The organism is Zoogloea sp. LCSB751 (genome assembly GCF_002028455.1).
Taxonomy (GTDB): domain Bacteria; phylum Pseudomonadota; class Gammaproteobacteria; order Burkholderiales; family Rhodocyclaceae; genus Zoogloea.
The window spans coordinates 105,177-127,850 of the sequence record NZ_MWUM01000001.1 but is presented as its reverse complement, the minus strand read 5'-3'; the positions used below and the strand labels follow the sequence as shown (position 1 = coordinate 127,850).

Below are 22,674 nucleotides of genomic sequence, written 5' to 3'. Positions count from 1 at the left end.
TCCCGCTCCCTGGCAATCCACGGTAGCCGACCTCACTTGCGGCTCTTGATGGCTTCTTCCAACTCGGCAAAGCTGGGCCTGTCCGACGAGAACAGGACCTTCCGGCCGAACTCCACGGCCACCTGAGGTGCATAACCGTTCATGCTGGCCAGCAATACTGCCTTGATGCACTGGTAGATCTTCCCACCCTCATCCACCTTCTGCTCAAGCTGTCCAGCAACAGGAGCGACGAAGCCATATGAAACGAGAATACCCAGAAAGGTCCCGACCAGCGCACCGCCGATCATCTTGCCAAGCACGGCCGGAGGCTGTCCGACCGACCCCATCACGTTCACCACGCCCATCACCGCCACGACGATACCGAAAGCCGGCACACCGTCGGCGACCTTGGATACCACGTGGGCCGGACCATGGGCTTCCTGATGATGGGTTTCCATTTCCACATCCATCAGATTCTCGATTTCAAATGCGTTCAAATTGCCACCGACCATCATTCGCAGGTAATCGCACAGGAAATCGACGGCATGATGATCCGCAGTGAAGGCCGGGTACTTGGAAAGAATCGGACTGCCGTCCGGATTCTCCACGTCGCCCTCGATCGACATCAGCCCTTCCTTGCGCACTTTGGCAAGGATCTCGTAGAGCATGCACAACACATCGACATAGAACGCCTTGTTATAGGGCGACCCTTTGAAGATGGTAGGCAGTGCCGCAATCGTCCCCTTGATGGCCTTGGGGCCATTGCCCGCAACAAAGCCGCCAATGGTCAGACCGACAATAGCGATGTACTCGGTGGGCACCCACAATGCGGCCAGGCTGCCGTGCACCGCATAAGTGCCCAGCGAAGCCGCCAGGATAATCACATAGCCGATGATCAAAAACATCGCAGCAACCTCTATCAGCGGACACGTTCCTACGGCAACGCATCCGGAGCGTTATTCTTCTTCGGCGATATCGGCCCTCGCCCAGGAAACTTGAGCCCCCGGAGCCAGCCTATCGTTCCCAGAGATGCAAAAAAAATGCCGCCACAAGGATGGCGGCATTTTCTGCAAGACAGCCAAGCTGCATCAGGGCGCAGCAGCCTCCGTACCCGGCACAGCGCGTCGAGTCTTCCCTGCACGGGAAGGCACATGACACAACCCGCACACGTACTCATGGGTAGGGTCGAAAGCATGGGCCACAAACTCCCCCCCGCAGCATGTACACCGGGCCGACTGCAGCAAGTTGGCATCAAAGAACCGGATCAGCGTCCACGCCCGGGTCAGGCTGAGCACCTGCTCCATCTCGAAAGACTCGATGTGCTCGTTATACAGGCGGTATCCCTGCACGATCGCATCCAGCCCTTCAAGCTTGGCATGCCTGCGCACAAACCGGTACAGCGCCATGAACAAGGACGCATGAATATTCGGCTGCCACGACATGAACCAGTCAGTGGAGAACGGCAGCATCCCCTTGGGCGGAGAGACGCCCTTGACCTCTTTGTACAGCTTGAGCAGGCGCTCACGACTCAGGGACGTCTCCGCCTCGAGCATCTGCATCCGTGCACCGAGACGTATCAGCTCTACGGCCTTCTGGATGTCCTGCGCTTCAAGCAACACGCTCTTGTTACGCATGGCAGAACCTCGGCGCAGATACAACGATCAGGCCAGATCCTCTACCGGACGGCCTGCAGCCAGGATGGCTGCATGCAAATGAGCAGTGCCGCGCTCCCGCCCATGCGCCGACAGCAGATCGACCAGCATCGTGTCGTTGAAGCGGAACTGGCACAGCAGCATGTTCGAACTGGCCATGCGGAGAACCTGCGCGGCACTCAATCCCTCAAGGATCGCCGCCACATCTTCGCCAACGCCGAGGCGATAGATGGCCGCGGCGCGGTCTTCCCGCAGCATCTGCTGGGCCAGCATCAGGTAAGCGAGATTCAACTCTCTGATTTCATCTTGCATACCATTGGTGCGCATGGTTTTCTCCTCAGCATTCGGCCATCGTATGCGGCAAATTCTGCCGTTACCCGGCAAGGCTCGCCATCCGACGGCGACGGATTATGAAGTAAGAAAAAACTGTACACAAATGTAGGGAAAAATCCTACCAAAAAATATTAGACTAATTACTCCGCAGATCCCGCAACGTATTGTCGACCACGCCATCCGCGATCCTGGCCAGTGCAGCCCGAAAATCCTCAGCCGCCACAGGCCTTCCGAACAGATAGCCCTGAAAGAAGTCACACCCATCAGTGCGCAGGGCATCCGCCTGACTCGATGACTCGACACCTTCCGCAATCACGTGAAGACGCATGCTGCGCGCCAGCACGATGATCGCACGCACAATCGCGGCATTTTCTTCGTCATCGCACAGATCACGCACAAAAGACTGGTCAACTTTGATCACGTCAACGGGGAAACGCTTGAGGTAAGCCAGTGACGAATAGCCCGTCCCAAAATCGTCGATGGCGACCCGAACTCCCATGTTCTTGAACGCCCTCAGCATGGCCACAGCGGTTTCTGCATCCTGCATCAGGGACGATTCCGTTATTTCGAGCTGCAGACCGGCCGGCTCCAAGCCAGCATCCTCGAGCGCAAGCCGCACCACCTCGATTAGACGGGGTTGAGCGAACTGGACGGCCGACACATTGACCGAAACGAACATGTCACCTCGCCCCATATCGCGCCACCGCCGACATTCCCGACACGCCTCCCGCATGACCCACTCACCGAGCTCGATGATCATGCCGTTTTCGTCCGCAATCGGAATGAAGCGATCCGGACCGACAGGCCCCAGGCGGGGATGCCGCCAACGCAAGAGCGCCTCCGCACTGACCACGCGACCATTGCCCCCCTCGACACAAGGTTGGTAGGCGACCCATAGCTCCCTGCGCTCGATGGCGAAGCGCAGATCACTCTCCAGCGCGATCCGTTCAGCCGAACCGGCCAGCATGTCCGAATCAAAAAAAAGGAAACCATTTCCTCCTTTTTGCTTGACCGCACTCATGGCCGCTTCTGCATTGGTCAGCAGAGAAAAGACATCGCCATCCCCCTCGCGCAGCCAGGCCACACCGACGCTGACCGACAAGAACAATTCGATCCTATCCAGTGCAAAGGGGAGTTCGAAAGCACGCAGCAACCAGCGGGCAAACACATCCGCCCCCGTGCGCTCGCAGACGCCCGGCACAAGGATGCCGAAGGCATCTCCCCCCAGGCGCGCGACCAGCCCGTGGGATTCGGAACTCTCCAGCAGCCGCTTGGCCACTTGACGCAACAGGACATTACCGGCCTCGTAGCCAAAACTCGAATTGATGCGCTGAAAACGGTCCAGATCGACATGAAAGACCGCCGCCTTCAACGGGACCTGCCTGGCGACGGCCTCCCGCGCCCATTCGGCCAGGCGTGCACACATCAGCTGCCGGTTCGGCAAACGCGAAAGTGAGTCGAAATAGGCCAGCGCCTGAATCTGACTCCCTGCTTCCCGCGCCACCCTGCGGGCTGCGGCGCCGCGCAACTCTCGGGTGATGACCGGTACGAGCCGAGCATAATTGCCCTTCGGCACATAATCGCTGACCCCATCCAGCATGGACGAGAATGCCTGCTGGTCGCTGATCACCCCCGAATAGATCACAAACGGAAGGTCACAACCGCTGTCCTTCAGGACCTGCAGCGCGGCGGTGGAGTCGAATCCCGGCATACGGTGATCGGAAATGACAATGTCCCACACGGACTCACGTAACGCATCCCGCATTGCGCCTTCGTTGTCGACACGCTCGCAGCGGACCTTCATCCCCCACTTAGCGAGAGCTCGCCCCAAAAGAAAGACGTCGTCCTCACTATCGTCAATCACCAGGATTCCGATATCTCCGTCGCCCCCCCCTTCGCGATTCCCTACGTACCCGTTCAGATTCATCGACGCGCGACTACCATTATCAGTTGCGAAATCAGGACGAGATGAAGCCCACGGCTCTCAGCGAGGCGGGACAACAGGCCCCGGACGTGAAACCTGCACGCTCATGACCCGATTCCTTCCCTTCTCCTTCGCCAGATAGAGTGCCTGATCGGCACGCTTGATCAGCGCGTCAGGTTCTGACATCTGCCCATCCCGACTCGCCACACCGATACTGAGCGAAATCCGGAGGGAGATGCCATTGAGCGGCGCTCTCGCATTCTCAACCGCAAAGCGCACGCGCTCCGCGCAGGCCAGCGCCGCATCCAGATTCGTATCCGGGCAGATGACCAGGAATTCGTCCCCCCCCGTTCTTGCCACGACGTCCTGGGCCCGCAGTGCGCCCTTGACTACGGCTGCAACACGCTTCAATACCGCATCGCCCACGTCATGACCATGAGAATCGTTGTAGTGCTTGAACTGATCCACATCGATGACCATCACCGACAAGGCACGGCGCGTACGTGACGACACCAGCCACTCCTGCTGTATTCGATCCATCGCGTAGCGCCGGTTCGGAAAGCCCGTCAAGGCATCGGTCAGCGCCACCTCCTGGAGCCGTCGATTCGACACCGCAAGCTCTGCGGCAAAACGGCGAATTTCTTCACGATCGCGATCCACCTCCTGCTGCAGGCGAATCACTCGCTGCCCCGCGCGCAAACGTGCAGCCAAGACGCGCGGATTGATCGGCTTGTTCATGAAATCGTCGACGCCATTTTCAAACGCCTCAATCAGGCGGTCGTCGTCGTCGAGACTGGTCATGATGAGGATGTAAATGGCCCGCCCAATCTTCGTCTGGCGCAGCGCACGCGTCAGCTCAAGCCCGCTCATCTCGGGCATGACCCAGTCCACGATCATCAGCTGGGGCTGGAACTCGAGCGCCATCTCCATGCCCGTCCGCCCATCACCCGCCTCCATCACCCGGTGCCCCACAGTTTCCAGGACCTTGCGCACCACACCACGCATGGAGGCATCGTCATCGACGATGAGCACTCGCATCGGCGGGCTTCCAAGAGCACTTGAATCCACTGCGGACGCCTGTTCTTCAGCCTCGGCAACACTCGCTTGAAAGGCTCCGGTGGCTTCAGGCAGATCCGCGCGACGCGCGGCCAGCTCCTCACCGCGGATCGCCAGCTCGTTGAATGAAGGCACCTCATCAGCATGCAGGGCCAGAAGCTGCCCCCAGGCTTGCCACTCACCGACGACATGGTCACACAGTTCGGTCACCGCGCCCCGATCGAAAGAAAGATGCCCCCCGATCTCGAACAGCCTTTTCATCAGATTGGGACGTTCGGGCGGTGCAGCCGTACACACTTCTGCTATGTAGGCAGCAAGGTGAAGGGACTGCACAACCACAAACTCGCGAGACCCATCGGCATAACCCGACTCCTCCGGCGCCTCCGCAAAATAGGCCGTTTCATGGAAGATGCGCGGCATACCCCAATCAGACAGCATTGCCGATGTCAGCTGCCGATGGTCCATCGCGAACATCTTTTGTTCGAGCTGCGCCAAACTGACATCACGAAACTCCAGCATCTGTCGGAGCACTCGCTCGTAGTCGTCAGGATAAAGTGTGGCGAGCGCCAGCTCGCCAACCCTGGCTAGAAGCCCGAGACAAAACGTTTCTTCCGCGGCAGCGATTCGCGTTCTCTGGGTGATTGCTTGCATCGCAATGCCATAAACCAGACATCCGCTCCAGTAGCGCTCATAATCAAAGCTCTTGCACGCTCCTCCCCGGTAATTCGAAAGGAGCGAGAACCCCAGAGCAAGCGTCCGAACAGCCGGCAAACCCAGCACCATCAACGCCTCGTGTACGGACGCCACTGCACGCCGCCCGTGCGCCGTACGCGAATTGGCCGCCTTGATCAAACGTCCCACAAACGCAGGATCCGTCTTCACGATGCGGGCTAGATCGTCGATCGAGCTACTCTCTCGCTGAATCAACTTGATGATGGCCAGCGCAACACCCTTCGGAGACGGCAAATCCCCGGATACCTTCAACTGCTCGAACTTCGTAATATCAATCGACGCTGCCATATTCCCGCCTGGCTCTCGCCAGCGTTTCCAGTCCAGCTGTCAGTATCGGAGCATCGCACTCTCACTTGAGCACAAACGCGAACTCCAACACACAGCAACAAGCGGTACGTATACCCCACGGCCATTGAATTAGAATGACCGGAATGTCCAAGCCAGTCCGCCAATCATGAATTTCTGTTCCCACTGCGGCGCCCCAGTCAGCCTCAAGGTTCCACCGGGCGACAATCTTCCCCGCCACGTCTGCAACCAGTGTGGAACGATCCACTACCAAAACCCGAAGGTTGTGGTTGGCGCTATCGCCGAATGGGGAGACAAGATCCTCATGTGTCGCCGGGCAATCGAACCGCGCTACGGTTGCTGGACTTTACCCGCAGGTTTCATGGAAAACAACGAAACCACCGGCGAAGCCGCATTACGCGAAACACTCGAGGAAGCAGGAGCGAAGATTGCCCTCGCGGAGATGTTCACCTTCGTGGACCTGCCCCACATCAGCCAGATCCACATCATCTATCGTGCAAGGCTACTCGACCCCGATTTCTCACCAGGTGAAGAGTCTCTCGAAGCATCCCTGATCACGGAGGACGACATCCCATGGGATGAGATCGCTTTCCGCTCCATCGACTACACATTGAAGTGCTATTTCGAAGACCGCCGCCGTGGGCGCTTCGACCTGCATGCAACAACACTGGCCATCCCGATTCCCGGAACCTACCGATAGACGTCCCGCGGACCTGAAACACCGTCACTACATGGTCTCGAACAGCACCGGCAGCACCACCGAGAATGGCTGATTCTGCGCAGGTGCTGGCACCTCCAGAACGGCACGCCGTATAAGATCCAGCGCGCCTTCATCCAAAACGCTCTGGCCACTGGATTCAGACAGACGAATCTCGGGAAGCGCGCCCCCCGACCTGAAGTGCACAACAACCACTGATTGCCCCGCCCCCCTACTCGCAGTGCCTTTCCCTGACGCGTACTGCAAACGGACGGCGGCAATGGCGAGAGCCAGCCGGTATCTTCTGACCCAGGCAGCCTCTACATCGTCGTCCAACACCTTTGAGCTGACTGGCGCAACCAAGGTATCCGCAGCAAATGACGAAGGAGGCTCCACGCTGGCCTTTGCCCCAGTAACGGGCCTGCCTTCCACCATGGCGATTTGCCGCTGACCTGACGCCCCCTGGAGAGGGACAACACGCTCCGCCATCCGGCCCGCGCCCTCCAAAGGCTCCCCGCGGGTATGCACTTCCTCAGCTTTTGGTTTCGACTCCCAAACCGCAGAGTTGTCTTTGGCTGCAGGACGGTCAACCAAACGCACGACAAACCTCGTAGCGACGGGCGGCGCAAGCCTCTGCGGACCTGGCCAAAACAGAACCAGATGCAGGAATAACGAGACCGCGAACACTGCATACAAATAGCGCCCCATCTCGAGCCTCTTACGCACAACCGTCACCCACAAAAACAAAAAGGGCCAGCTTACGCTGACCCTCCTTGCCACGTGCTTTCTAACTCTCCGGCTTACGCCGCTGCTTGCTCGGCTTCCGGAGCTTCAACTTCGCCCTCCGGACGATCCACCAGTTCAACGAACGCCAGCGGAGCGTTATCGCCATCACGGAAACCGCACTTCAGGATACGCAGATAACCACCATTACGGGCGGCAAAACGCGGACCCAGTTCGTCAAAAATCTTGACGACGATTTCACGATCGCGCAGGCGATCGAATGCCAGACGACGATTAGCCAGGCTCGGCTTCTTACCAAGCGTGATCAGCGGCTCAACAACCTTGCGCAGTTCCTTGGCCTTCGGCACGGTCGTCTTGATGACTTCGTGACGCAGCAAGGAATTTGCCATGTTGCGCAGCATAGCCTGACGATGGCTGCTGGTGCGGTTGAGCTTGCGAAGACCGTTACGGTGACGCATTTGAAATTACCTCTTCTTCGTTACGCTCAACCGAGCTTTTCCAGCCCGGCCGGCGGCCAGTTTTCAAGTTTCATGCCCAGCGTCAAACCGCGCGAGGCAAGGACTTCCTTGATCTCATTCAGCGACTTACGCCCCAGGTTCGGGGTCTTGAGCAATTCGGTTTCGGTGCGCTGAATCAGATCACCGATGTAATAAATGTTCTCGGCCTTCAAACAGTTAGCCGAACGAACCGTCAATTCGAGATCATCTACCGGACGCAAAAGGATCGGATCGATGGCCGGCGCCTTCGGAGCTTCCACGGCCGTCGGAGTGCCTTCCAGATCAGCAAACACCGATAGCTGATCCATCAAGACACGGGCAGCAAAACGCACTGCCTCCTCCGGATCGACTGCACCGTTGGTCTCGATGTCGAGAACCAGACGATCCAGATCGGTACGCTGCTCAACCCGCGCACTCTCGACTGCGTAACTAACGCGACGAACCGGGCTGAAAGACGCATCGAGAACAATGCGCCCAATCGTCTTGGACTCGTTGGCAGCGGGACGTTGGTTGCCAGGCACGTAACCACGGCCCTGCTCAACCTTAATCTGCAGGTCCAACTTACCACCCGGGGCAAGATGAGCCAGCACGTGATCCGGGTTGATCACCTCGACGTCATGGGAGACTTCAATATCAGCCGCCGTCACCACGCCTTCACCGGACTTCGCCAACGACAACGTGGCTTCAGCACGGCCGTGCAACTTGAGGACAACACCCTTCAGGTTAAGGAGAAGATCAACCACATCTTCCCGCACACCATCGAGCGTCGAGTACTCATGCAGTACGCCCTCGATCGACACCTCGGTCGGTGCGTAGCCCGGCAGAGAGGACAGCAGAATACGCCGCAGGGCATTGCCCAGCGTATGACCGAAGCCGCGTTCAAACGGCTCCATCGTCACACGAGCGTGCACCGGCGAAACGTTCTGCACCTCAATGATGCGCGGTTTCAGCAGAGCATTACTTTGCATCGACAATCCTTCTATAGAGTCGCGCCTGCGGCGCGACCACCATTAACGCGAATACAGTTCGACAACCAGACCTTCATTCAAGGTCGCGGGCAGCTCGGTACGCTGGGGGTAAGCCTTGAGCGTACCCTTGCCTGCCTTGATGTCGACGGCCAACCACTCCGGGAAGCCGCGCGATTCAGCAGCTTCGAGCGACGCCTTGACGCGGAGCTGATTGCGCGCAGTGTCGGTCAGCTGAATCTCATCGCCCGGACGAACCGTATACGAGGGGATATTCACCCGCTTGCCGTTCACCAGCACGCCGTTATGACGGACGACCTGCCGAGCCTCTGCACGGGATGCTCCGAAGCCCATACGGTAAGCAACCGCATCCAGACGACCTTCAAGAAGCTGCAGCAGGTTTTCACCGGTCTGCCCCTTGCGACGATCGGCTTCGGCGTAAGTCTTGCGGAACTGACGCTCAAGCACGCCGTACAGGCGACGGATTTTCTGCTTTTCACGCAGTTGCACGCCATAACCGGAAAGACGCTGACCAGACTTCTGGCCATGCTGACCAGGAGCGTAGGACCGACGCTCAATCGCGCACTTGTCGGTAAAACATTTTTCGCCCTTCAGGAAGAGCTTCTCACCCTCACGACGGCACTGACGGCACTTAGGGTCAAGATTACGAGCCACTGTTCAACTCCTTGTCAGATACGACGCTTCTTCGGCGGACGGCAGCCGTTGTGCGGGATCGGCGTGATATCGGTAATCGTGGTGATCTTGATACCCAGCGCGTTGAGCGCACGCACACTGGACTCACGACCAGGGCCAGGGCCCTTTACGCGCACTTCCAGGTTCTTGATACCGCACTCGATGGCAACCTTGCCGGCAGCCTCGGCAGCGACCTGCGCGGCAAACGGGGTGCTCTTGCGGGACCCCTTGAAGCCAGCGCCACCAGAAGTCGCCCAAGACAGCGCGTTACCCTGCCGGTCGGTGATGGTGATAATCGTGTTATTGAAAGACGCATGAACGTGGGCGATACCTTCAGCCACGTTCTTTTTGATCTTTTTGCGAACCTTCGCAGCAGTCTTAGCCATGTCTAATCCCTATTACTTCTTGCCAGCGATCGCCTTACGCGGCCCCTTGCGGGTACGGGCGTTCGTGCGCGTGCGCTGGCCACGAAGGGGCAAACCACGACGATGGCGCACCCCGCGATAGCACCCCAAGTCCATGAGGCGCTTAATACTCATCGTTACTTCACGACGCAGATCACCTTCGACGGTAAACTTCGCGACTTCGTCGCGCAGCCGTTCCATATCGGACTCGGTAAGCTCTTTAATCCTGATTGCACGCCCGACACCAGCAGCGTCACAAATCTGCTGCGCGCGGGTGCGGCCGATACCGTAAATCGCGGTCAACGCGATTTCAGCGTGCTTGTGGTTGGGAATGTTTACCCCTGCGATGCGGGCCATGCGTTCACCCCAAAATGCTAAACATTAAATTATAAAGAATGCGGGTGACCGCATCAACCTTGACGCTGCTTATGACGCGGATCCGTGCAGATCACGCGAACCACACCCTTACGGCGGACAATCTTGCAGTTTCTGCAAAGCCGCTTGACAGATGCTTGAACTCTCATTTCTAGCTCCTAACTACTTTTCTGTTATTTCGCGCGGAAAACGATCCGGGCTCTACTCAAATCGTAAGGGGTCAACTGCACCGTGACCCTGTCTCCGGGAAGAATACGAATGTAATGCATGCGCATCTTTCCAGATATGTGACCCAAAACGACATGGCCGTTTTCTAGTTTTACCCTGAAGGTTGCATTGGGAAGGTTCTCGAGAACCTCGCCCTGCATTTCAATGTAATCTTCCTTCGACATAAGACTATTTGAGCGGAACCCGCGAACCCTTGAAGTTAGCCTTCTTCAAAAGACTCTCGTACTGGTGGGACATGACGTACGCCTGAACCTGGGACATGAAGTCCATCGTCACCACCACGATGATCAACAAGGAGGTCCCACCGAAATAGAAAGGTACATTCCACTTCAGGATCAGAAACTCGGGCAACAAGCAAACCAGCGTTATATACACCGCACCGGCCAGCGTAAGCCGCATCAGAATCTTGTCGATGTAACGCGCTGTCTGGTCACCCGGACGAATACCAGGGACAAATGCTCCACTCTTCTTCAGATTATCTGCAGTCTCCTTAGAGCTGAAGACAAGCGCTGTATAGAAGAAGCAAAAGAACACTATCGCTGCCGCATACAGGATCACATAAATCGGCTGCCCAGGAGCAAGCGTCGAACCCAGATCCTTCAACCACGCCATCTGCTCGGACGAACCGAACCACTGGGCCAAGGTTGCCGGAAACAAGATGATGCTCGAAGCAAAAATGGGAGGAATCACACCAGCCATATTCAGCTTCAGGGGCAAATGGGAACTCTGACCGCCATAGATCTTGTTCCCAACCTGCCGCTTGGCGTAATTCACCAAAATCTTCCGCTGCCCGCGCTCGACGAAGACAACAACACCCGTCACCAGCACCACCAACACACAGATGACCAGCGCAGTGAAGGGGTGCATAGCACCAGTCCGCACCAGCTCAAACAAGCCCCCCAAGGAATTCGGAAGACCTGCCGCGATACCAGCAAAAATGATGATCGAGATGCCGTTGCCCAGACCACGCTCGGTTATCTGCTCCCCAAGCCACATCAGGAACATGGTTCCAGTGACAAGAGTGGACACAGTCACAAAGCGGAACATCAACCCAGGCTCGATAACCAAGCCTTGCTGCGACTCCAGAGCCACTGCGATACCCAACCCCTGAAACAGCGCAAGGGCGAGTGTTCCATAGCGAGTAAACTGAGTGATCTTCCGTCGTCCAGCTTCACCTTCCTTCTTCAGCGCCTCCAGCTGCGGCGATGCAACCGTCAGCAGCTGCATGATGATCGACGCCGAAATATACGGCATGATCCCGAGAGCGAAGATCGTAAAGCGGGAAAGAGCCCCTCCGGAGAATAGATTAAATACTCCGAGAATACCGCCCTTCTGACTCTTGAACAGATCACCCAAGGCCACTGGATCGATCCCGGGAACCGGGATGTGCGCGCCGATGCGATACACAATCAGCGCGCCCAGCAAGAACATCAAACGTCGCTTGAGGTCCCCGAACTTACCAGGAGCCGCCAGCGCGGACTGTTGGTTCGCCACGCTGAACCTTACTCGGCAGACTCGACGGAACCGCCGGCGGCTTCAATAGCGGCCTTGGCACCCTTGGTCACCGCCACACCGCGCAGGTTGACCTTACGGCTGATAATGCCGGACAGGACGACCTTGGCAGCAAGCGCATCCGCAGCCACAACACCGGCTTGCTGCAGAACCAGCAGATCGACATCTTCAACCGGCAAGGCTTGCAATTCGGAAAGACGAACCTCACCGATACGAGCCCGAGTCAAAGATACAAATCCGCGCTTAGGCAGACGACGCTGCATGGGCATCTGACCGCCCTCGAAGCCCACCTTGTGGAAACCGCCGGTACGGGACTTTTGACCCTTGTGACCGCGGCCCGCAGTCTTGCCCAGACCGCTGCCGATGCCACGACCGACGCGCTTGGCAGCGTGCTTGGCACCCGCCGCAGGTTTAATCGCATTCAGGCGCATTTAGGCCTCCAACTTAACGAGGTAAGCGACCTTGGTGATCATGCCCCGCACGGCAGGAGTGTCCTGCAGTTCCACCGTATGGTGGAGACGACGGAGCCCAAGACCGCGCACGGTTGCACGATGAGACTGTTTCGTGCCGATAACGCTTTTTACCAGCGTCACCTTCAGTTTCTTGTCGGACATGACTTACCCCTGAATCTCTTCGACCGTCTTGCCACGCTTGGCAGCAATTACGGAGGGAGCGTTGGTGGCCAACAAACCGTTCAGCGTGGCACGAACCACGTTATACGGGTTGGTCGAACCAATGGACTTAGCGATGATGTCGGTCACGCCCATCACTTCGAACACGGCGCGCATCGCGCCGCCAGCGATGATACCGGTACCCTGCGGAGCCGGCTGCATCAGCACGTACGAAGCACCGTGCTTGCCGGTAACGGAATGATGCAACGTGCCGTTCTTCAGGGACACCTTGGCCATCTTGCGACGAGCCTCTTCCATTGCCTTTTGCACCGCAACCGGGACTTCACGGGACTTGCCCTTGCCCATACCGATGCTGCCATCACCGTCGCCTACCACGGTCAGAGCGGCAAAACCGAGAATCCGGCCGCCCTTGACAACCTTGGTGACACGATTGATGGAAACCATCTTTTCGCGCAGGCCGTCGTCGCGCTCCTCGGAGGCCTGCACTTTCTTATTACCTTGCTGCTTAGCCATGCTAAACCTCGCTTAGAACTTCAATCCGCCTTCGCGGGCGGCATCGGCAAGCGCCTTCACGCGACCGTGGTACTGAAAACCGGCGCGGTCGAAAGCGACAGCCTCAACACCAGCGGCTTTGGCGCGCTCGGCGATCAGCTTGCCAACCACCACAGCTGCGGCCTTGTTGCCACCGTTGGAAACCTGGGCACGCACATCGGCCTCAACAGTCGAAGCAGCCGCCAGAACCTTGGAACCACAACCAGCGATGACTTGCGCGTAGATGTGGGAATTGGAACGGAACACGGACAGACGGACTGCCTTCATTTCCGCAATTTTGGCACGGGTTTTCCGTGCGCGGCGCAAACGCGTTTCCTTCTTGGTGATCATGATCCGCCCTTACTTCTTCTTGGTTTCTTTCAAGGTCACCACCTCGTCGGAGTAACGAACGCCCTTGCCCTTATAAGGCTCAGGAGCGCGATACGCACGCACTTCAGCAGCAACCTTGCCGACGACCTGCTTGTCGACACCCTTGATGACAATCTCGGTCTGAGACGGGGTCTCAACCTTGATACCGGCAGGCATCTGGTGCACCACGGGGTGCGAAAAACCGAGACTCAGATTCAGCTTGTCGCCCTGGGCTTGCGCACGGTAACCCACACCAACGAGGGTCAGCTTGCGCTCGAAGCCCTTCGAAACGCCGGCCACCATGTTATTGACCAGAGCACGAACAGTGCCGGACATGGCTTTGGCATTCACGGCACCCTCGATCGCCGAACACTGCAGGGCATCGCCCTGACGCTCAACCTTGACCGACGGATGCAGAACCTGGGTCAGCGTGCCCAGCGGGCCCTTCACGACGATCTGGCCGTCACCAACAGTGACATCCACACCCGCCGGAACGGCAACAGGATTCTTGGCTACACGGGACATTGCACTCTCCCCTTAAGCCACGAGGCACAGCACTTCGCCGCCGAGACGGCCAGCGCGCGCTGCACGATCAGTCATCACACCCTTGGGAGTGGACACGATTGCCACGCCAAGACCATTCATAACGCGGGGCAGATCATCGCTACCCTTGTAAACGCGCAAGCCAGGACGGCTGACACGCTCAATGCGCTCGATAACCGGACGACCCGCATAATACTTCAGAGACAGGGCCAGTTCGGCCTTGCCAGAAGCCTCGGTCACCGCGAAATCATCGATGTAACCTTCGCTTTGCAGAACCTTCGCGATAGCAACCTTCAACTTGGAGGAAGGCATCGCGACAGAGCTCTTTTGCGCCTGCTGAGCGTTACGAATACGCGTCAGCATATCGGCGATCGGATCAGACATGCTCATATCTATCGACCCCTTACCAGCTTGCCTTGGTCATGCCAGGAACTTCACCGCGGAAGGCAACTTCACGCAGCTTGTTACGACACAGACCGAATTTACGGAAAACACCACGCGGACGGCCAGTCTGCTCACAGCGGTTACGCTGACGACTCGGGCTGGAATTGCGCGGCAACTGCTGCAGCTTCAGACGCGCAACCATGCGCTCCTCGTCAGACAGCTTGGCGTTATTGATCTGCTCGAATAGAGCAGCGCGCTTGGCCGCATACTTAGCAACCATCTTGGCGCGCTTTTCTTCGCGCTTGATCAGAGACAGTTTCGCCATATCACCCTCAGTTCTTGAAAGGGAACTTGAACGCGGCGAGCAGAGCGCGCGCTTCGTCGTCCGTCTTGGCCGTCGTCGTGATGCTGATATTCATCCCGCGCAGAGCATCGATCTTGTCGTACTCGATTTCCGGGAAAATAATCTGCTCTTTAACGCCAAGGTTGTAATTGCCACGACCGTCAAAACCCTTACCAGCAATACCGCGAAAATCGCGGATACGCGGCATGGCAATTGTCACCAGACGATCGAGGAACTCGAACATGCGAGGACCGCGCAACGTAACCATGCAGCCGATCGGATAACCGTCACGAATCTTGAAGCCCGCAATGGACTTCTTCGCCTTGGTGGTCACCGGCTTCTGACCAGCGATCTTCTGCAGATCGCCAACAGCATAATCGAGAACCTTCTTATCGCCGACAGCCTCACCCACACCCATATTCAGGGTGATCTTGGTGATGCGGGGCACTTCCATGACCGTCTTGTAACCGAACTTCGTCAGAAGCTCAGGCGCAACGGTCTCTTTGTAGAATTCTTGCAGGCGCGCCATGACTACCCCTTACGCATCCACTACTTCGCCACTGGACTTGAAGACGCGCACTTTGCGACCATCTTCAAGCACCTTGAAGCCAACGCGATCAGCCTTCTGAGTGGCCGCGTTGAACAGCGCCACATTGGAAGTATCGATCGGCATTTCCTTCTCCACGATACCGCCAACCTGACCCTTCAACGGGTTCGGACGCACGTGCTTCTTGACGCGATTAATACCTTCGACAACCACAGCACCTTCCAGAACACGCAGAACGGTACCGCGCTTACCCTTGTCCTTGCCCGTAAGGACGGCGACTTCGTCGCCTTTGCGAATCTTATTCACAATAACCCCTTAGAGAACTTCAGGCGCCAAGGAGACGATCTTCATGAACTTCTCGGTACGCAACTCGCGCGTAACCGGCCCGAAGATACGCGTACCAATCGGCTCGCCCTTGTTGTTAAGCAGGACCGCAGCATTGCGATCAAACTTGATCAGCGAGCCATCCGGACGACGAACACCCTTGGCAGTACGAACCACCACGGCGCTATAAACGTCACCCTTCTTAACACGACCACGAGGAGCCGCATCTTTAATACTCACCTTGATGATGTCACCAACACCGGCGTAGCGACGCTTGGAGCCGCCCAGCACCTTGATGCACATCACATGACGCGCGCCGGTATTATCGGCGACGTCCAGCATCGTTTGCATTTGGATCATTTAAACTCTCCAACTTGGCTCGCCAGCAGCGACCAGTTTTGGATCCCGTTCGGGTTGATTGGACTTGCACGGAACCGTGCAAGAGCAAAGACAGCAATAATAATGGCTTGCCAATCGCTTGGCAAGCCATTTCTACAACATCTACTACTTAAACTGCCACAACCTGCTCGAGAACCTTGGTCACCCGCCAGGTCTTGGTCTTGGAGATCGGGCGAGTTTCCTCGATTTCTACGAGATCGCCCTCTTTCGCAACACCAGCCTCGACATGGGCGTGGTACTTGGCAGTGCGCTTGATAACCTTGCCGTACAGCGGATGCTTCACACGACGCTCAACCAGAACGGTGACGGTGTTGGTCATCTTATCGCTGACAACGCGGCCAACTTCGACGCGCTTGTTTTTCACTTGATCAGTCATTTCGCACCCGCCTTCTGACGAAGAATGGTCTTGACTCGAGCGATGTCCTTACGAACCTTGCCGAGCTGCGAAGTATTGCCGAGCTGCTGCGTGGCAAGTTGCATACGAAGGCTGAACTGAGCCTTCAGCAACTCGAGCAGTTCAGCATTAAGCTGGCCGGCATCTTTAGCCTGCAATTCCGAAGCTTTCATGATTTACCCCACCATCCGGACAACGAAGACGGTTTCGATCGGAAGCTTGGCAGCAGCAAGACGGAACGCCTCACGGGCCAAGGCCTCATCAACACCATCCATCTCGTAGAGAACCTTGCCAGGCTGGATCTCGGCAACCCAATATTCCGGGCTACCCTTACCGTTACCCATCCGCACTTCCGCCGGCTTCTGAGAAATCGGCTTGTCCGGGAACACACGAATCCAAATGCGACCACCACGCTTGATGTGACGGGTCATCGCACGACGCGCAGATTCGATCTGACGAGCAGTAAGACGACCACGCCCAACCGCCTTCAGACCGTACTCGCCAAAGCTTACCTTGGCACCGCGGGTGGCGAGACCCTTATTGCGGCCCTTCTGCTCCTTACGATACTTCCTTCTCGACGGCTGCAGCATCATTCACTCCTGCTTCTTTCTTGGTCCGTTTTGCGCCATCAGCCTGATCGCCACCAGTGCGGCGTGCGGGCCGCTTGGCACCCGGCTTGCTGTCGGCACCCTCATTGCGACGACGGCCACGACGGGCATCGCCCTCGTTCTCCGTCGCAGCGGGCTGCTCGTTGCGGGCGAGCGCCTCGCCCTTATAAACCCACACCTTGATGCCAATAACACCATAGGTCGTGTGAGCCTCGGAAACACCGTAGTCGATGTCAGCGCGCAGGGTATGCAGAGGCACACGACCTTCGCGATACCATTCCGTACGGGCGATTTCCGCGCCATTCAGACGACCGGAACTCATGATCTTGATGCCCTGGGCACCCAGACGCATGGCGTTCTGCATCGCGCGCTTCATGGCGCGACGGAACATGATCCGCTTGACCAGCTGCTGAGCGATGGAGTCGGCGATCAACTGAGCATCCGTCTCAGGCTTGCGCACTTCCTCAATATTGACGTGCACCGGCACGCCAATAATGCCCTGAAGATCAGCCTTCAGCTTTTCGATGTCCTCACCCTTCTTGCCGATCACAACGCCCGGACGAGCGCTGAAGACGGTGATGCGGGCATTCTTGGCAGGACGCTCGATGACGACACGGCTCACGGAAGCGTGGGCAAGCTTCTTCTTCAGATGCGCGCGAACCTTCAGGTCCTCGTTGAGCATCGTGGAGAAGTCGCTACCAGCAGCAAACCAACGAGAGCCCCAATTACGCGTTACCGCCAGGCGAAAGCCAGTCGGATGGATTTTCTGTCCCATGGGTTCTCCTTACTCTCCGACCGTCACATAAATATGGCAGGTCGGCTTGCTGATCCGGTTGCCACGACCCTTCGCACGCGCAGTAAAACGCTTTAACGTCATGCCTTGCTCGACGTAGATCGTCTTGACGCGCAGCGAGTCAATATCGGCGCCGTCATTATGCTCGGCGTTGGCGATAGCGGACTCGACAACCTTTTTAATGATCTTCGCGCCTTTTTTGGGCGAGAAGGTCAGAATATTCAGCGCTTGCTCAACAGTCTTGCCGCGCACCAGATCGGCCACCAGGCGACCCTTTTGTTCCGACAGACGAACGCCGCGGAGAATGGCTTTGGTTTCCATTGTCATTACCCCTTAGCGCTTGGCCTTCTTGCTCGCTGCGTGACCCTTGAAAGTACGGGTCAGCGCAAATTCGCCGAGCTTGTGACCAACCATGTTTTCGGAAACGTACACCGGGATATGTTGGCGACCGTTATGAACGGCAATCGTCAGACCAACAAAGTCCGGCAGCACAGTGGAGCGGCGCGACCAAGTCTTGATCGGGCGCTTGTCATTCGAGGCCCGGGCGGCGTCCACCTTCTTCAGGAGGTGTGCGTCGATAAAGGGGCCCTTCTTAATAGAACGTGCCATGTCTTACCTCTTATCGCTTGTGCCGACGCTGAACAATCATCGAGTCGGTACGCTTGACGCTACGGGTACGATAACCCTTGGTCGGCTGACCCCACGGGCTGACAGGCACGCGGCCTTCGCCGGTACGGCCTTCACCACCACCATGCGGGTGATCAACCGGGTTCATAGCCGTACCGCGAACGGTCGGGCGGATACCACGCCAACGATTCGCACCGGCCTTGCCGATTTTGCGCAGGCTATGCTCTTCGTTACCCACCTCACCGATGGTCGCGCGGCACTCGATGTGCACGCGGCGGATTTCACCGGAACGCAGACGAACCTGAGCGTAGATACCCTCGCGAGCCAGCAACTGGACGGAAGTACCAGCAGCGCGCGCAAGCTGAGCGCCCTTACCCGGGATCATTTCAACGCAGTGCAGCGTCGTACCAACCGGGATATTCCGGATCGGCAAGGTATTACCTGCCTTGATCGGAGCCTCGGAACCGCTCACCACGGCTTGACCGACAACCAGCCCCTTGGGAGCGATGATGTAACGACGCTCACCATCGACGTAGCACAGCAGAGCGATATTGGCGGAGCGGTTCGGGTCATACTCGATACGCTCGACCTTGGCCACGATCCCATCCTTGTTGCGACGGAAATCGATGACGCGATAGTGCTGCTTGTGACCGCCACCCTTGTGACGAGTGGTGATATGGCCATTGTTGTTACGACCGGCAGTCTTCGACTGCTTCTCCAGCAAGGAGGCAACAGGCGCCCCTTTGTGAAGACCGGCGTTAACCACCTTGACCACGGCACGGCGGCCAGCGGAAGTCGGTTTGACTTTAACGAGTGCCATCTTGCTTACTCCCCGGCCGCGAAGTTGATTTCTTGGCCCGGCTTGAGGCTGACATAAGCCTTCTTCCAGTCCTTACGACGACCGAAAACCTTGCCGAAACGCTTTTGCTTGCCCTTGACGTTTGCCACTTGAACAGCCTTCACTTCCACCTTAAACAGAAGTTCGACTGCAGCCTTCACTTCCGGCTTGGTAGCGTCACTGGCAACGCGAAAAACAACCTGCTCGTTCTTGTCGGCGATCAGCGTCGCCTTCTCAGAGATCTGCGGGGCGAGCAACACCTGCAGCAGACGCTCTTCCTTGAATGCGCTCATTGCCAAATTTCCTCCATCTTGGCGACGGCACCCTTAGTGACCAGCACGTTCGGGAAGCGCACCAGGGATACCGGATCGGTCTCGCTGACTTCGAGCACGAGAACGTTCGGCAGATTCCGGGACGACAGGTAAAGATTCTCGTCAAAGGAATCGGTAATCACGAGCACGGATTCCAGACCGAGATTCTTCAGCTTCTGAGCCAGAAGCTTGGTCTTCGGAGCCTCGACGGCAAAACCCTCAACAACAGACAAGCGACCATCACGGGCCAGCTGCGACAGAATCGCAGCCACGCCAGCGCGGTACATCTTGCGGTTCACCTTGTGAGAGAAGTTTTCGTCCGGCTTGTTCGGGAAGGCACGACCGCCTCCACGCCAAATCGGACTGGAGCTCATACCGGAACGGGCACGACCCGTACCTTTCTGACGCCACGGTTTGTGGGTAGTATGAGCAACTTCATCACGACCCTTCTGGGCACGATTGCCAGAACGGGCATTGGCCATATAAGCAACGACAACCTGATGAATCAAGGCTTCGTTGTACTCACGGCCGAACAGTGAGTCGGACGCCTGCAGGGTTGCAGACGGCTGACCCTGTTCATTCAACAGCTTCAGTTCCATCATGCTCCCCCTCAGTTGCCAGCCTTGACAGCCGGACGAACAACCACGTCGCCACCATCATGACCAGGCACACCACCCTTGATCAGCAGCAGACCGCGCTCAAGATCTACGCGAACCACTTCGAGATTCTGCACCGTGGTATTGGCCGCACCGAGGTGGCCAGTCATGCGCTTACCAGGGAAAACACGCCCCGGATCCTGCGCCATACCGATGGAGCCCGGAACATTATGGCTACGGGAGTTGCCGTGGGTAGCACGACCGGAAGCGAAGTTGTGACGCTTGATGGTGCCGGCATAGCCCTTACCAATCGAAACCCCACTTACATCAACCTTCTGACCGACGGCAAAGATATCGACACCAACCACATCACCAGCCTTCAGGGCGGCGAGACGATCTGCATCAACGCGAAATTCCTTGAACACATGACCCGCCTCGACACCCGCCTTGGCGAGATGACCGGCAGCAGCCTTATTAACACGACTGGCACGCCGAACACCGAACGTCACTTGAACGGCGGAATAACCGTCCGTTTCAGCCGTTTTGATCTGGGTCACACGGTTATTGGACACATCCAGCACAGTTACCGGAATGGACTGACCATCCTCAGCAAAAATGCGAGTCATGCCCACCTTGCGCCCGACAAGGCCTAGACTCATTTTATTCTCCTTACCCTGGTTGCGATTGACCAGGACCGATTGTCATCACAAACTGCGCCAAAAAGCGCAAGGGCCGGATTATACCGGCCCTTGCGCAATTAGCGCAATAGATTCGATTACTGCAGCTTGATTTCGACGTCAACACCGGCCGGCAGATCAAGCTTCATCAGCGCGTCAACCGTTTTGTCGGTAGGATCAACGATATCCATCAGACGCAGATGAGTGCGGATCTCAAACTGGTCGCGGGAAGTCTTGTTAACGTGCGGGGAGCGCAGAAGGTCGAAGCGCTCAATGCGAGTCGGCAGCGGCACAGGACCACGAACGACAGCACCGGTACGCTTCGCGGTATCCACGATCTCAAGGGCGGACTGGTCGATCAGCTTATAGTCAAAAGCCTTGAGGCGGATACGGATCTTTTGGTTTTGCATGCTATTTCCCAAAGAGCAAGACGGCACGACGCACCATGCGCCGTGCCCGGATAGTATTACTCGATAACCTTGGCAACCACACCGGCGCCGACGGTACGACCGCCTTCACGGATGGCGAAACGCAGACCTTCTTCCATGGCGATCGGAGCAATCAGCTTGACGGTCATGGAAATGTTGTCGCCCGGCATCACCATCTCGGTGCCTTCCGGCAGGGAGATGGAGCCCGTCACGTCCGTAGTACGGAAGTAGAACTGCGGACGGTAGTTGTTGAAGAACGGGGTGTGACGACCGCCTTCTTCCTTCGACAGCACATACACTTCACCGGTGAAGTGGGTATGCGGCTTGATGGAGCCCGGCTTGCACAGCACCTGGCCGCGCTCGACGTCTTCACGCTTGGTGCCGCGCAGCAGCACGCCCACGTTATCGCCAGCCTGACCCTGATCCAGCAGCTTGCGGAACATTTCCACGCCGGTGCAGATGGTCTTGACGGTCGGCTTGATGCCGACGATTTCAATTTCTTCACCGACCTTGACGATGCCGCGCTCGACACGACCGGTCACCACGGTACCACGACCGGAGATGGAGAACACGTCTTCGATCGGCAGCAGGAACGGCAGATCGATCGCGCGCTCCGGGGTCGGAATGTAGGAATCCAGCGCATCAGCCAGACGGAAGATGGACGGCTCGCCGATATCGGACTGATCGCCTTCCAGCGCCTTCAGGGCGGAACCCTTGATGATGGGCACGTCGTCGCCCGGGAAGTCGTACTTGGACAACAGCTCGCGCACTTCCATTTCAACCAGCTCGAGCAGCTCTTCGTCGTCAACCATGTCGCACTTGTTCAGATAGACGATGATGAAGGGCACACCAACCTGACGGGCCAGCAGGATGTGCTCGCGGGTCTGCGGCATCGGGCCGTCAGCGGCGGAACACACCAGGATGGCGCCGTCCATCTGGGCGGCACCGGTGATCATGTTCTTCACGTAGTCAGCGTGACCCGGACAGTCAACGTGAGCATAGTGACGGGTCTCGGTTTCGTATTCGACGTGCGCGGTGTTAATGGTGATACCACGAGCCTTTTCTTCCGGCGCCGCATCGATCTGGTCGTAGGCCTTCGCCTCGCCGCCGAACTTGCGCGACAGAACGGTCGTGATTGCAGCCGTCAGCGTCGTCTTGCCATGGTCAACGTGACCAATCGTGCCAACGTTCACGTGCGGCTTTTTCCGCTCGAACTTTTCCTTTGCCATTGCT

The 22,674-nt window shown here is 57.5% G+C and carries 37 protein-coding genes; 1 reads left to right on the top strand and 36 read right to left on the bottom strand.

Annotation, left to right across the window (positions count from 1 at the left end; translation table 11 throughout):
* Window positions 1–32: 32 nt before the first annotated feature.
* From motA to B4920_RS00670, 5 genes are all read right to left on the bottom strand, one after another.
* The gene (gene motA / locus B4920_RS00690; RefSeq protein WP_079432679.1) at window positions 33–884 is read right to left on the bottom strand and encodes a flagellar motor stator protein MotA; all 852 of its coding nucleotides are present in this window, start codon (window positions 882–884) and stop codon (window positions 33–35) included.
* A 183-nt stretch (window positions 885–1,067) separates the two neighbouring features.
* The gene (flhC, locus tag B4920_RS00685; protein WP_079432678.1) at window positions 1,068–1,613 is read right to left on the bottom strand and encodes a flagellar transcriptional regulator FlhC; all 546 of its coding nucleotides are present in this window, start codon (window positions 1,611–1,613) and stop codon (window positions 1,068–1,070) included.
* 27 nt (window positions 1,614–1,640) lie between these two features.
* The gene (flhD, locus tag B4920_RS00680; RefSeq protein ID WP_079432677.1) at window positions 1,641–1,958 is read right to left on the bottom strand and encodes a flagellar transcriptional regulator FlhD; all 318 of its coding nucleotides are present in this window, start codon (window positions 1,956–1,958) and stop codon (window positions 1,641–1,643) included.
* Window positions 1,959–2,100: 142 nt separating this feature from the next.
* Complete coding sequence (locus B4920_RS00675; protein WP_079433101.1) at window positions 2,101–3,828, bottom strand: GGDEF domain-containing response regulator; 1,728 nt, start codon at window positions 3,826–3,828, stop codon at window positions 2,101–2,103.
* Between the two features lie 120 nt (window positions 3,829–3,948).
* On the bottom strand, window positions 3,949–5,964 hold the full coding sequence (locus B4920_RS00670; protein WP_079432676.1) for a diguanylate cyclase: 2,016 nt from the start codon (window positions 5,962–5,964) through the stop codon (window positions 3,949–3,951).
* 166 nt (window positions 5,965–6,130) lie between these two features.
* On the opposite strand from B4920_RS00670, the gene B4920_RS00665 reads away from it, so the two are divergent.
* On the top strand, window positions 6,131–6,682 hold the full coding sequence (locus B4920_RS00665) for an NUDIX hydrolase (protein WP_079432675.1): 552 nt from the start codon (window positions 6,131–6,133) through the stop codon (window positions 6,680–6,682).
* Between the two features lie 27 nt (window positions 6,683–6,709).
* Here B4920_RS00665 and B4920_RS00660 read toward each other — a convergent pair whose 3' ends face one another.
* The 31 genes from B4920_RS00660 to tuf all read right to left on the bottom strand — a co-directional run bounded on the left by B4920_RS00660 (window position 6,710) and on the right by tuf (window position 22,670).
* Entirely contained in the window at window positions 6,710–7,279 is a 570-nt protein-coding gene (locus B4920_RS00660; protein ID WP_161493215.1) for a TonB family protein, read from the bottom strand.
* Between the two features lie 200 nt (window positions 7,280–7,479).
* Window positions 7,480–7,881: a 50S ribosomal protein L17 gene (rplQ, locus tag B4920_RS00655; protein ID WP_079432673.1), complete on the bottom strand. Its 402-nt coding sequence runs from the start codon at window positions 7,879–7,881 to the stop codon at window positions 7,480–7,482.
* Between the two features lie 26 nt (window positions 7,882–7,907).
* On the bottom strand, window positions 7,908–8,888 hold the full coding sequence (rpoA, locus tag B4920_RS00650) for a DNA-directed RNA polymerase subunit alpha (protein ID WP_079432672.1): 981 nt from the start codon (window positions 8,886–8,888) through the stop codon (window positions 7,908–7,910).
* A 42-nt stretch (window positions 8,889–8,930) separates the two neighbouring features.
* A complete protein-coding gene (gene rpsD / locus B4920_RS00645) occupies window positions 8,931–9,560 on the bottom strand; it encodes a 30S ribosomal protein S4 (RefSeq protein WP_079432671.1) in 630 nt (209 codons plus the stop codon).
* 14 nt (window positions 9,561–9,574) lie between these two features.
* Window positions 9,575–9,964: a 30S ribosomal protein S11 gene (rpsK, locus tag B4920_RS00640; protein ID WP_079432670.1), complete on the bottom strand. Its 390-nt coding sequence runs from the start codon at window positions 9,962–9,964 to the stop codon at window positions 9,575–9,577.
* A gap of 12 nt (window positions 9,965–9,976) precedes the next feature.
* Window positions 9,977–10,339 (bottom strand): 30S ribosomal protein S13, encoded by a 363-nt coding sequence (gene rpsM / locus B4920_RS00635; protein WP_079432669.1) that lies wholly within the window; start codon window positions 10,337–10,339, stop codon window positions 9,977–9,979.
* Between the two features lie 53 nt (window positions 10,340–10,392).
* Window positions 10,393–10,506 (bottom strand): 50S ribosomal protein L36, encoded by a 114-nt coding sequence (gene rpmJ / locus B4920_RS00630; RefSeq protein WP_079432668.1) that lies wholly within the window; start codon window positions 10,504–10,506, stop codon window positions 10,393–10,395.
* 24 nt (window positions 10,507–10,530) lie between these two features.
* Window positions 10,531–10,749 (bottom strand): translation initiation factor IF-1, encoded by a 219-nt coding sequence (gene infA / locus B4920_RS00625; RefSeq protein WP_079432667.1) that lies wholly within the window; start codon window positions 10,747–10,749, stop codon window positions 10,531–10,533.
* A 4-nt stretch (window positions 10,750–10,753) separates the two neighbouring features.
* Window positions 10,754–12,016, bottom strand: a complete 1,263-nt coding sequence (gene secY, locus B4920_RS00620) for a preprotein translocase subunit SecY (protein WP_216819713.1) — start codon at window positions 12,014–12,016, stop codon at window positions 10,754–10,756.
* Between the two features lie 71 nt (window positions 12,017–12,087).
* Window positions 12,088–12,528, bottom strand: a complete 441-nt coding sequence (gene rplO / locus B4920_RS00615; protein ID WP_079432665.1) for a 50S ribosomal protein L15 — start codon at window positions 12,526–12,528, stop codon at window positions 12,088–12,090.
* Window positions 12,529–12,711: a 50S ribosomal protein L30 gene (gene rpmD / locus B4920_RS00610; protein ID WP_079432664.1), complete on the bottom strand. Its 183-nt coding sequence runs from the start codon at window positions 12,709–12,711 to the stop codon at window positions 12,529–12,531.
* 3 nt (window positions 12,712–12,714) lie between these two features.
* Window positions 12,715–13,242, bottom strand: a complete 528-nt coding sequence (rpsE, locus tag B4920_RS00605; protein ID WP_079432663.1) for a 30S ribosomal protein S5 — start codon at window positions 13,240–13,242, stop codon at window positions 12,715–12,717.
* A 12-nt stretch (window positions 13,243–13,254) separates the two neighbouring features.
* Window positions 13,255–13,608: a 50S ribosomal protein L18 gene (rplR, locus tag B4920_RS00600; RefSeq protein ID WP_079433100.1), complete on the bottom strand. Its 354-nt coding sequence runs from the start codon at window positions 13,606–13,608 to the stop codon at window positions 13,255–13,257.
* A gap of 12 nt (window positions 13,609–13,620) precedes the next feature.
* A complete protein-coding gene (gene rplF, locus B4920_RS00595) occupies window positions 13,621–14,154 on the bottom strand; it encodes a 50S ribosomal protein L6 (protein WP_079432662.1) in 534 nt (177 codons plus the stop codon).
* Window positions 14,155–14,166: 12 nt separating this feature from the next.
* Entirely contained in the window at window positions 14,167–14,562 is a 396-nt protein-coding gene (gene rpsH, locus B4920_RS00590; protein ID WP_079432661.1) for a 30S ribosomal protein S8, read from the bottom strand.
* Between the two features lie 13 nt (window positions 14,563–14,575).
* Entirely contained in the window at window positions 14,576–14,881 is a 306-nt protein-coding gene (gene rpsN, locus B4920_RS00585; RefSeq protein ID WP_079432660.1) for a 30S ribosomal protein S14, read from the bottom strand.
* Window positions 14,882–14,888: 7 nt separating this feature from the next.
* Entirely contained in the window at window positions 14,889–15,428 is a 540-nt protein-coding gene (rplE, locus tag B4920_RS00580; protein ID WP_079432659.1) for a 50S ribosomal protein L5, read from the bottom strand.
* A 9-nt stretch (window positions 15,429–15,437) separates the two neighbouring features.
* A complete protein-coding gene (rplX, locus tag B4920_RS00575) occupies window positions 15,438–15,755 on the bottom strand; it encodes a 50S ribosomal protein L24 (RefSeq protein WP_216819711.1) in 318 nt (105 codons plus the stop codon).
* A gap of 6 nt (window positions 15,756–15,761) precedes the next feature.
* On the bottom strand, window positions 15,762–16,130 hold the full coding sequence (rplN, locus tag B4920_RS00570) for a 50S ribosomal protein L14 (protein WP_079432657.1): 369 nt from the start codon (window positions 16,128–16,130) through the stop codon (window positions 15,762–15,764).
* Window positions 16,131–16,278: 148 nt separating this feature from the next.
* Window positions 16,279–16,545 (bottom strand): 30S ribosomal protein S17, encoded by a 267-nt coding sequence (gene rpsQ / locus B4920_RS00565; RefSeq protein WP_079432656.1) that lies wholly within the window; start codon window positions 16,543–16,545, stop codon window positions 16,279–16,281.
* The gene (gene rpmC, locus B4920_RS00560) at window positions 16,542–16,736 is read right to left on the bottom strand and encodes a 50S ribosomal protein L29 (RefSeq protein WP_079432655.1); all 195 of its coding nucleotides are present in this window, start codon (window positions 16,734–16,736) and stop codon (window positions 16,542–16,544) included. Before rpmC ends, rpsQ begins: the two co-directional genes overlap by 4 nt.
* A 3-nt stretch (window positions 16,737–16,739) precedes the next feature.
* Entirely contained in the window at window positions 16,740–17,153 is a 414-nt protein-coding gene (gene rplP / locus B4920_RS00555) for a 50S ribosomal protein L16 (protein WP_079432654.1), read from the bottom strand.
* Complete coding sequence (gene rpsC / locus B4920_RS00550; RefSeq protein WP_079432653.1) at window positions 17,122–17,946, bottom strand: 30S ribosomal protein S3; 825 nt, start codon at window positions 17,944–17,946, stop codon at window positions 17,122–17,124. Before rpsC ends, rplP begins: the two co-directional genes overlap by 32 nt.
* 9 nt (window positions 17,947–17,955) lie before the next feature.
* A complete protein-coding gene (gene rplV / locus B4920_RS00545) occupies window positions 17,956–18,285 on the bottom strand; it encodes a 50S ribosomal protein L22 (protein WP_079432652.1) in 330 nt (109 codons plus the stop codon).
* 12 nt (window positions 18,286–18,297) lie between these two features.
* Window positions 18,298–18,573: a 30S ribosomal protein S19 gene (gene rpsS / locus B4920_RS00540; RefSeq protein ID WP_011767136.1), complete on the bottom strand. Its 276-nt coding sequence runs from the start codon at window positions 18,571–18,573 to the stop codon at window positions 18,298–18,300.
* Between the two features lie 10 nt (window positions 18,574–18,583).
* On the bottom strand, window positions 18,584–19,411 hold the full coding sequence (gene rplB, locus B4920_RS00535; protein ID WP_079432651.1) for a 50S ribosomal protein L2: 828 nt from the start codon (window positions 19,409–19,411) through the stop codon (window positions 18,584–18,586).
* 5 nt (window positions 19,412–19,416) lie between these two features.
* Window positions 19,417–19,722, bottom strand: a complete 306-nt coding sequence (rplW, locus tag B4920_RS00530) for a 50S ribosomal protein L23 (RefSeq protein ID WP_079432650.1) — start codon at window positions 19,720–19,722, stop codon at window positions 19,417–19,419.
* Entirely contained in the window at window positions 19,719–20,339 is a 621-nt protein-coding gene (gene rplD, locus B4920_RS00525) for a 50S ribosomal protein L4 (RefSeq protein ID WP_079433099.1), read from the bottom strand. The genes rplW and rplD overlap by 4 nt, the downstream gene beginning before the upstream one ends.
* Window positions 20,340–20,350: 11 nt before the next feature.
* A complete protein-coding gene (gene rplC, locus B4920_RS00520) occupies window positions 20,351–20,995 on the bottom strand; it encodes a 50S ribosomal protein L3 (protein ID WP_079432649.1) in 645 nt (214 codons plus the stop codon).
* Window positions 20,996–21,111: 116 nt separating this feature from the next.
* Entirely contained in the window at window positions 21,112–21,423 is a 312-nt protein-coding gene (gene rpsJ, locus B4920_RS00515) for a 30S ribosomal protein S10 (RefSeq protein ID WP_079432648.1), read from the bottom strand.
* Window positions 21,424–21,479: 56 nt separating this feature from the next.
* On the bottom strand, window positions 21,480–22,670 hold the full coding sequence (gene tuf, locus B4920_RS00510; protein WP_079432636.1) for an elongation factor Tu: 1,191 nt from the start codon (window positions 22,668–22,670) through the stop codon (window positions 21,480–21,482).
* Between the last annotated feature and the right edge of the window lie 4 nt (window positions 22,671–22,674).

Coding starts and splice junctions, on each gene's coding strand:
- motA (WP_079432679.1), bottom strand. CDS start 884: ATGTTTTTGATCATCGGCTATGTGATTATCCTGGCGGCTTCGCTGGGC.
- flhC (WP_079432678.1), bottom strand. CDS start 1,613: ATGCGTAACAAGAGCGTGTTGCTTGAAGCGCAGGACATCCAGAAGGCC.
- flhD (WP_079432677.1), bottom strand. CDS start 1,958: ATGCGCACCAATGGTATGCAAGATGAAATCAGAGAGTTGAATCTCGCT.
- B4920_RS00670 (WP_079432676.1), bottom strand. CDS start 5,964: ATGGCAGCGTCGATTGATATTACGAAGTTCGAGCAGTTGAAGGTATCC.
- B4920_RS00665 (WP_079432675.1), top strand. CDS start 6,131: ATGAATTTCTGTTCCCACTGCGGCGCCCCAGTCAGCCTCAAGGTTCCA.
- rplQ (WP_079432673.1), bottom strand. CDS start 7,881: ATGCGTCACCGTAACGGTCTTCGCAAGCTCAACCGCACCAGCAGCCAT.
- rpoA (WP_079432672.1), bottom strand. CDS start 8,888: ATGCAAAGTAATGCTCTGCTGAAACCGCGCATCATTGAGGTGCAGAAC.
- rpsK (WP_079432670.1), bottom strand. CDS start 9,964: ATGGCTAAGACTGCTGCGAAGGTTCGCAAAAAGATCAAAAAGAACGTG.
- rpsM (WP_079432669.1), bottom strand. CDS start 10,339: ATGGCCCGCATCGCAGGGGTAAACATTCCCAACCACAAGCACGCTGAA.
- rpmJ (WP_079432668.1), bottom strand. CDS start 10,506: ATGAGAGTTCAAGCATCTGTCAAGCGGCTTTGCAGAAACTGCAAGATT.
- infA (WP_079432667.1), bottom strand. CDS start 10,749: ATGTCGAAGGAAGATTACATTGAAATGCAGGGCGAGGTTCTCGAGAAC.
- secY (WP_216819713.1), bottom strand. CDS start 12,016: ATGTTCTTGCTGGGCGCGCTGATTGTGTATCGCATCGGCGCGCACATC.
- rplO (WP_079432665.1), bottom strand. CDS start 12,528: ATGCGCCTGAATGCGATTAAACCTGCGGCGGGTGCCAAGCACGCTGCC.
- rpmD (WP_079432664.1), bottom strand. CDS start 12,711: ATGTCCGACAAGAAACTGAAGGTGACGCTGGTAAAAAGCGTTATCGGC.
- rpsE (WP_079432663.1), bottom strand. CDS start 13,242: ATGGCTAAGCAGCAAGGTAATAAGAAAGTGCAGGCCTCCGAGGAGCGC.
- rplF (WP_079432662.1), bottom strand. CDS start 14,154: ATGTCCCGTGTAGCCAAGAATCCTGTTGCCGTTCCGGCGGGTGTGGAT.
- rpsH (WP_079432661.1), bottom strand. CDS start 14,562: ATGAGCATGTCTGATCCGATCGCCGATATGCTGACGCGTATTCGTAAC.
- rpsN (WP_079432660.1), bottom strand. CDS start 14,881: ATGGCGAAACTGTCTCTGATCAAGCGCGAAGAAAAGCGCGCCAAGATG.
- rplE (WP_079432659.1), bottom strand. CDS start 15,428: ATGGCGCGCCTGCAAGAATTCTACAAAGAGACCGTTGCGCCTGAGCTT.
- rplN (WP_079432657.1), bottom strand. CDS start 16,130: ATGATCCAAATGCAAACGATGCTGGACGTCGCCGATAATACCGGCGCG.
- rpsQ (WP_079432656.1), bottom strand. CDS start 16,545: ATGACTGATCAAGTGAAAAACAAGCGCGTCGAAGTTGGCCGCGTTGTC.
- rpmC (WP_079432655.1), bottom strand. CDS start 16,736: ATGAAAGCTTCGGAATTGCAGGCTAAAGATGCCGGCCAGCTTAATGCT.
- rplP (WP_079432654.1), bottom strand. CDS start 17,153: ATGCTGCAGCCGTCGAGAAGGAAGTATCGTAAGGAGCAGAAGGGCCGC.
- rpsC (WP_079432653.1), bottom strand. CDS start 17,946: ATGGGACAGAAAATCCATCCGACTGGCTTTCGCCTGGCGGTAACGCGT.
- rplV (WP_079432652.1), bottom strand. CDS start 18,285: ATGGAAACCAAAGCCATTCTCCGCGGCGTTCGTCTGTCGGAACAAAAG.
- rpsS (WP_011767136.1), bottom strand. CDS start 18,573: ATGGCACGTTCTATTAAGAAGGGCCCCTTTATCGACGCACACCTCCTG.
- rplB (WP_079432651.1), bottom strand. CDS start 19,411: ATGGCACTCGTTAAAGTCAAACCGACTTCCGCTGGCCGCCGTGCCGTG.
- rplW (WP_079432650.1), bottom strand. CDS start 19,722: ATGAGCGCATTCAAGGAAGAGCGTCTGCTGCAGGTGTTGCTCGCCCCG.
- rplD (WP_079433099.1), bottom strand. CDS start 20,339: ATGGAACTGAAGCTGTTGAATGAACAGGGTCAGCCGTCTGCAACCCTG.
- rplC (WP_079432649.1), bottom strand. CDS start 20,995: ATGAGTCTAGGCCTTGTCGGGCGCAAGGTGGGCATGACTCGCATTTTT.
- rpsJ (WP_079432648.1), bottom strand. CDS start 21,423: ATGCAAAACCAAAAGATCCGTATCCGCCTCAAGGCTTTTGACTATAAG.
- tuf (WP_079432636.1), bottom strand. CDS start 22,670: ATGGCAAAGGAAAAGTTCGAGCGGAAAAAGCCGCACGTGAACGTTGGC.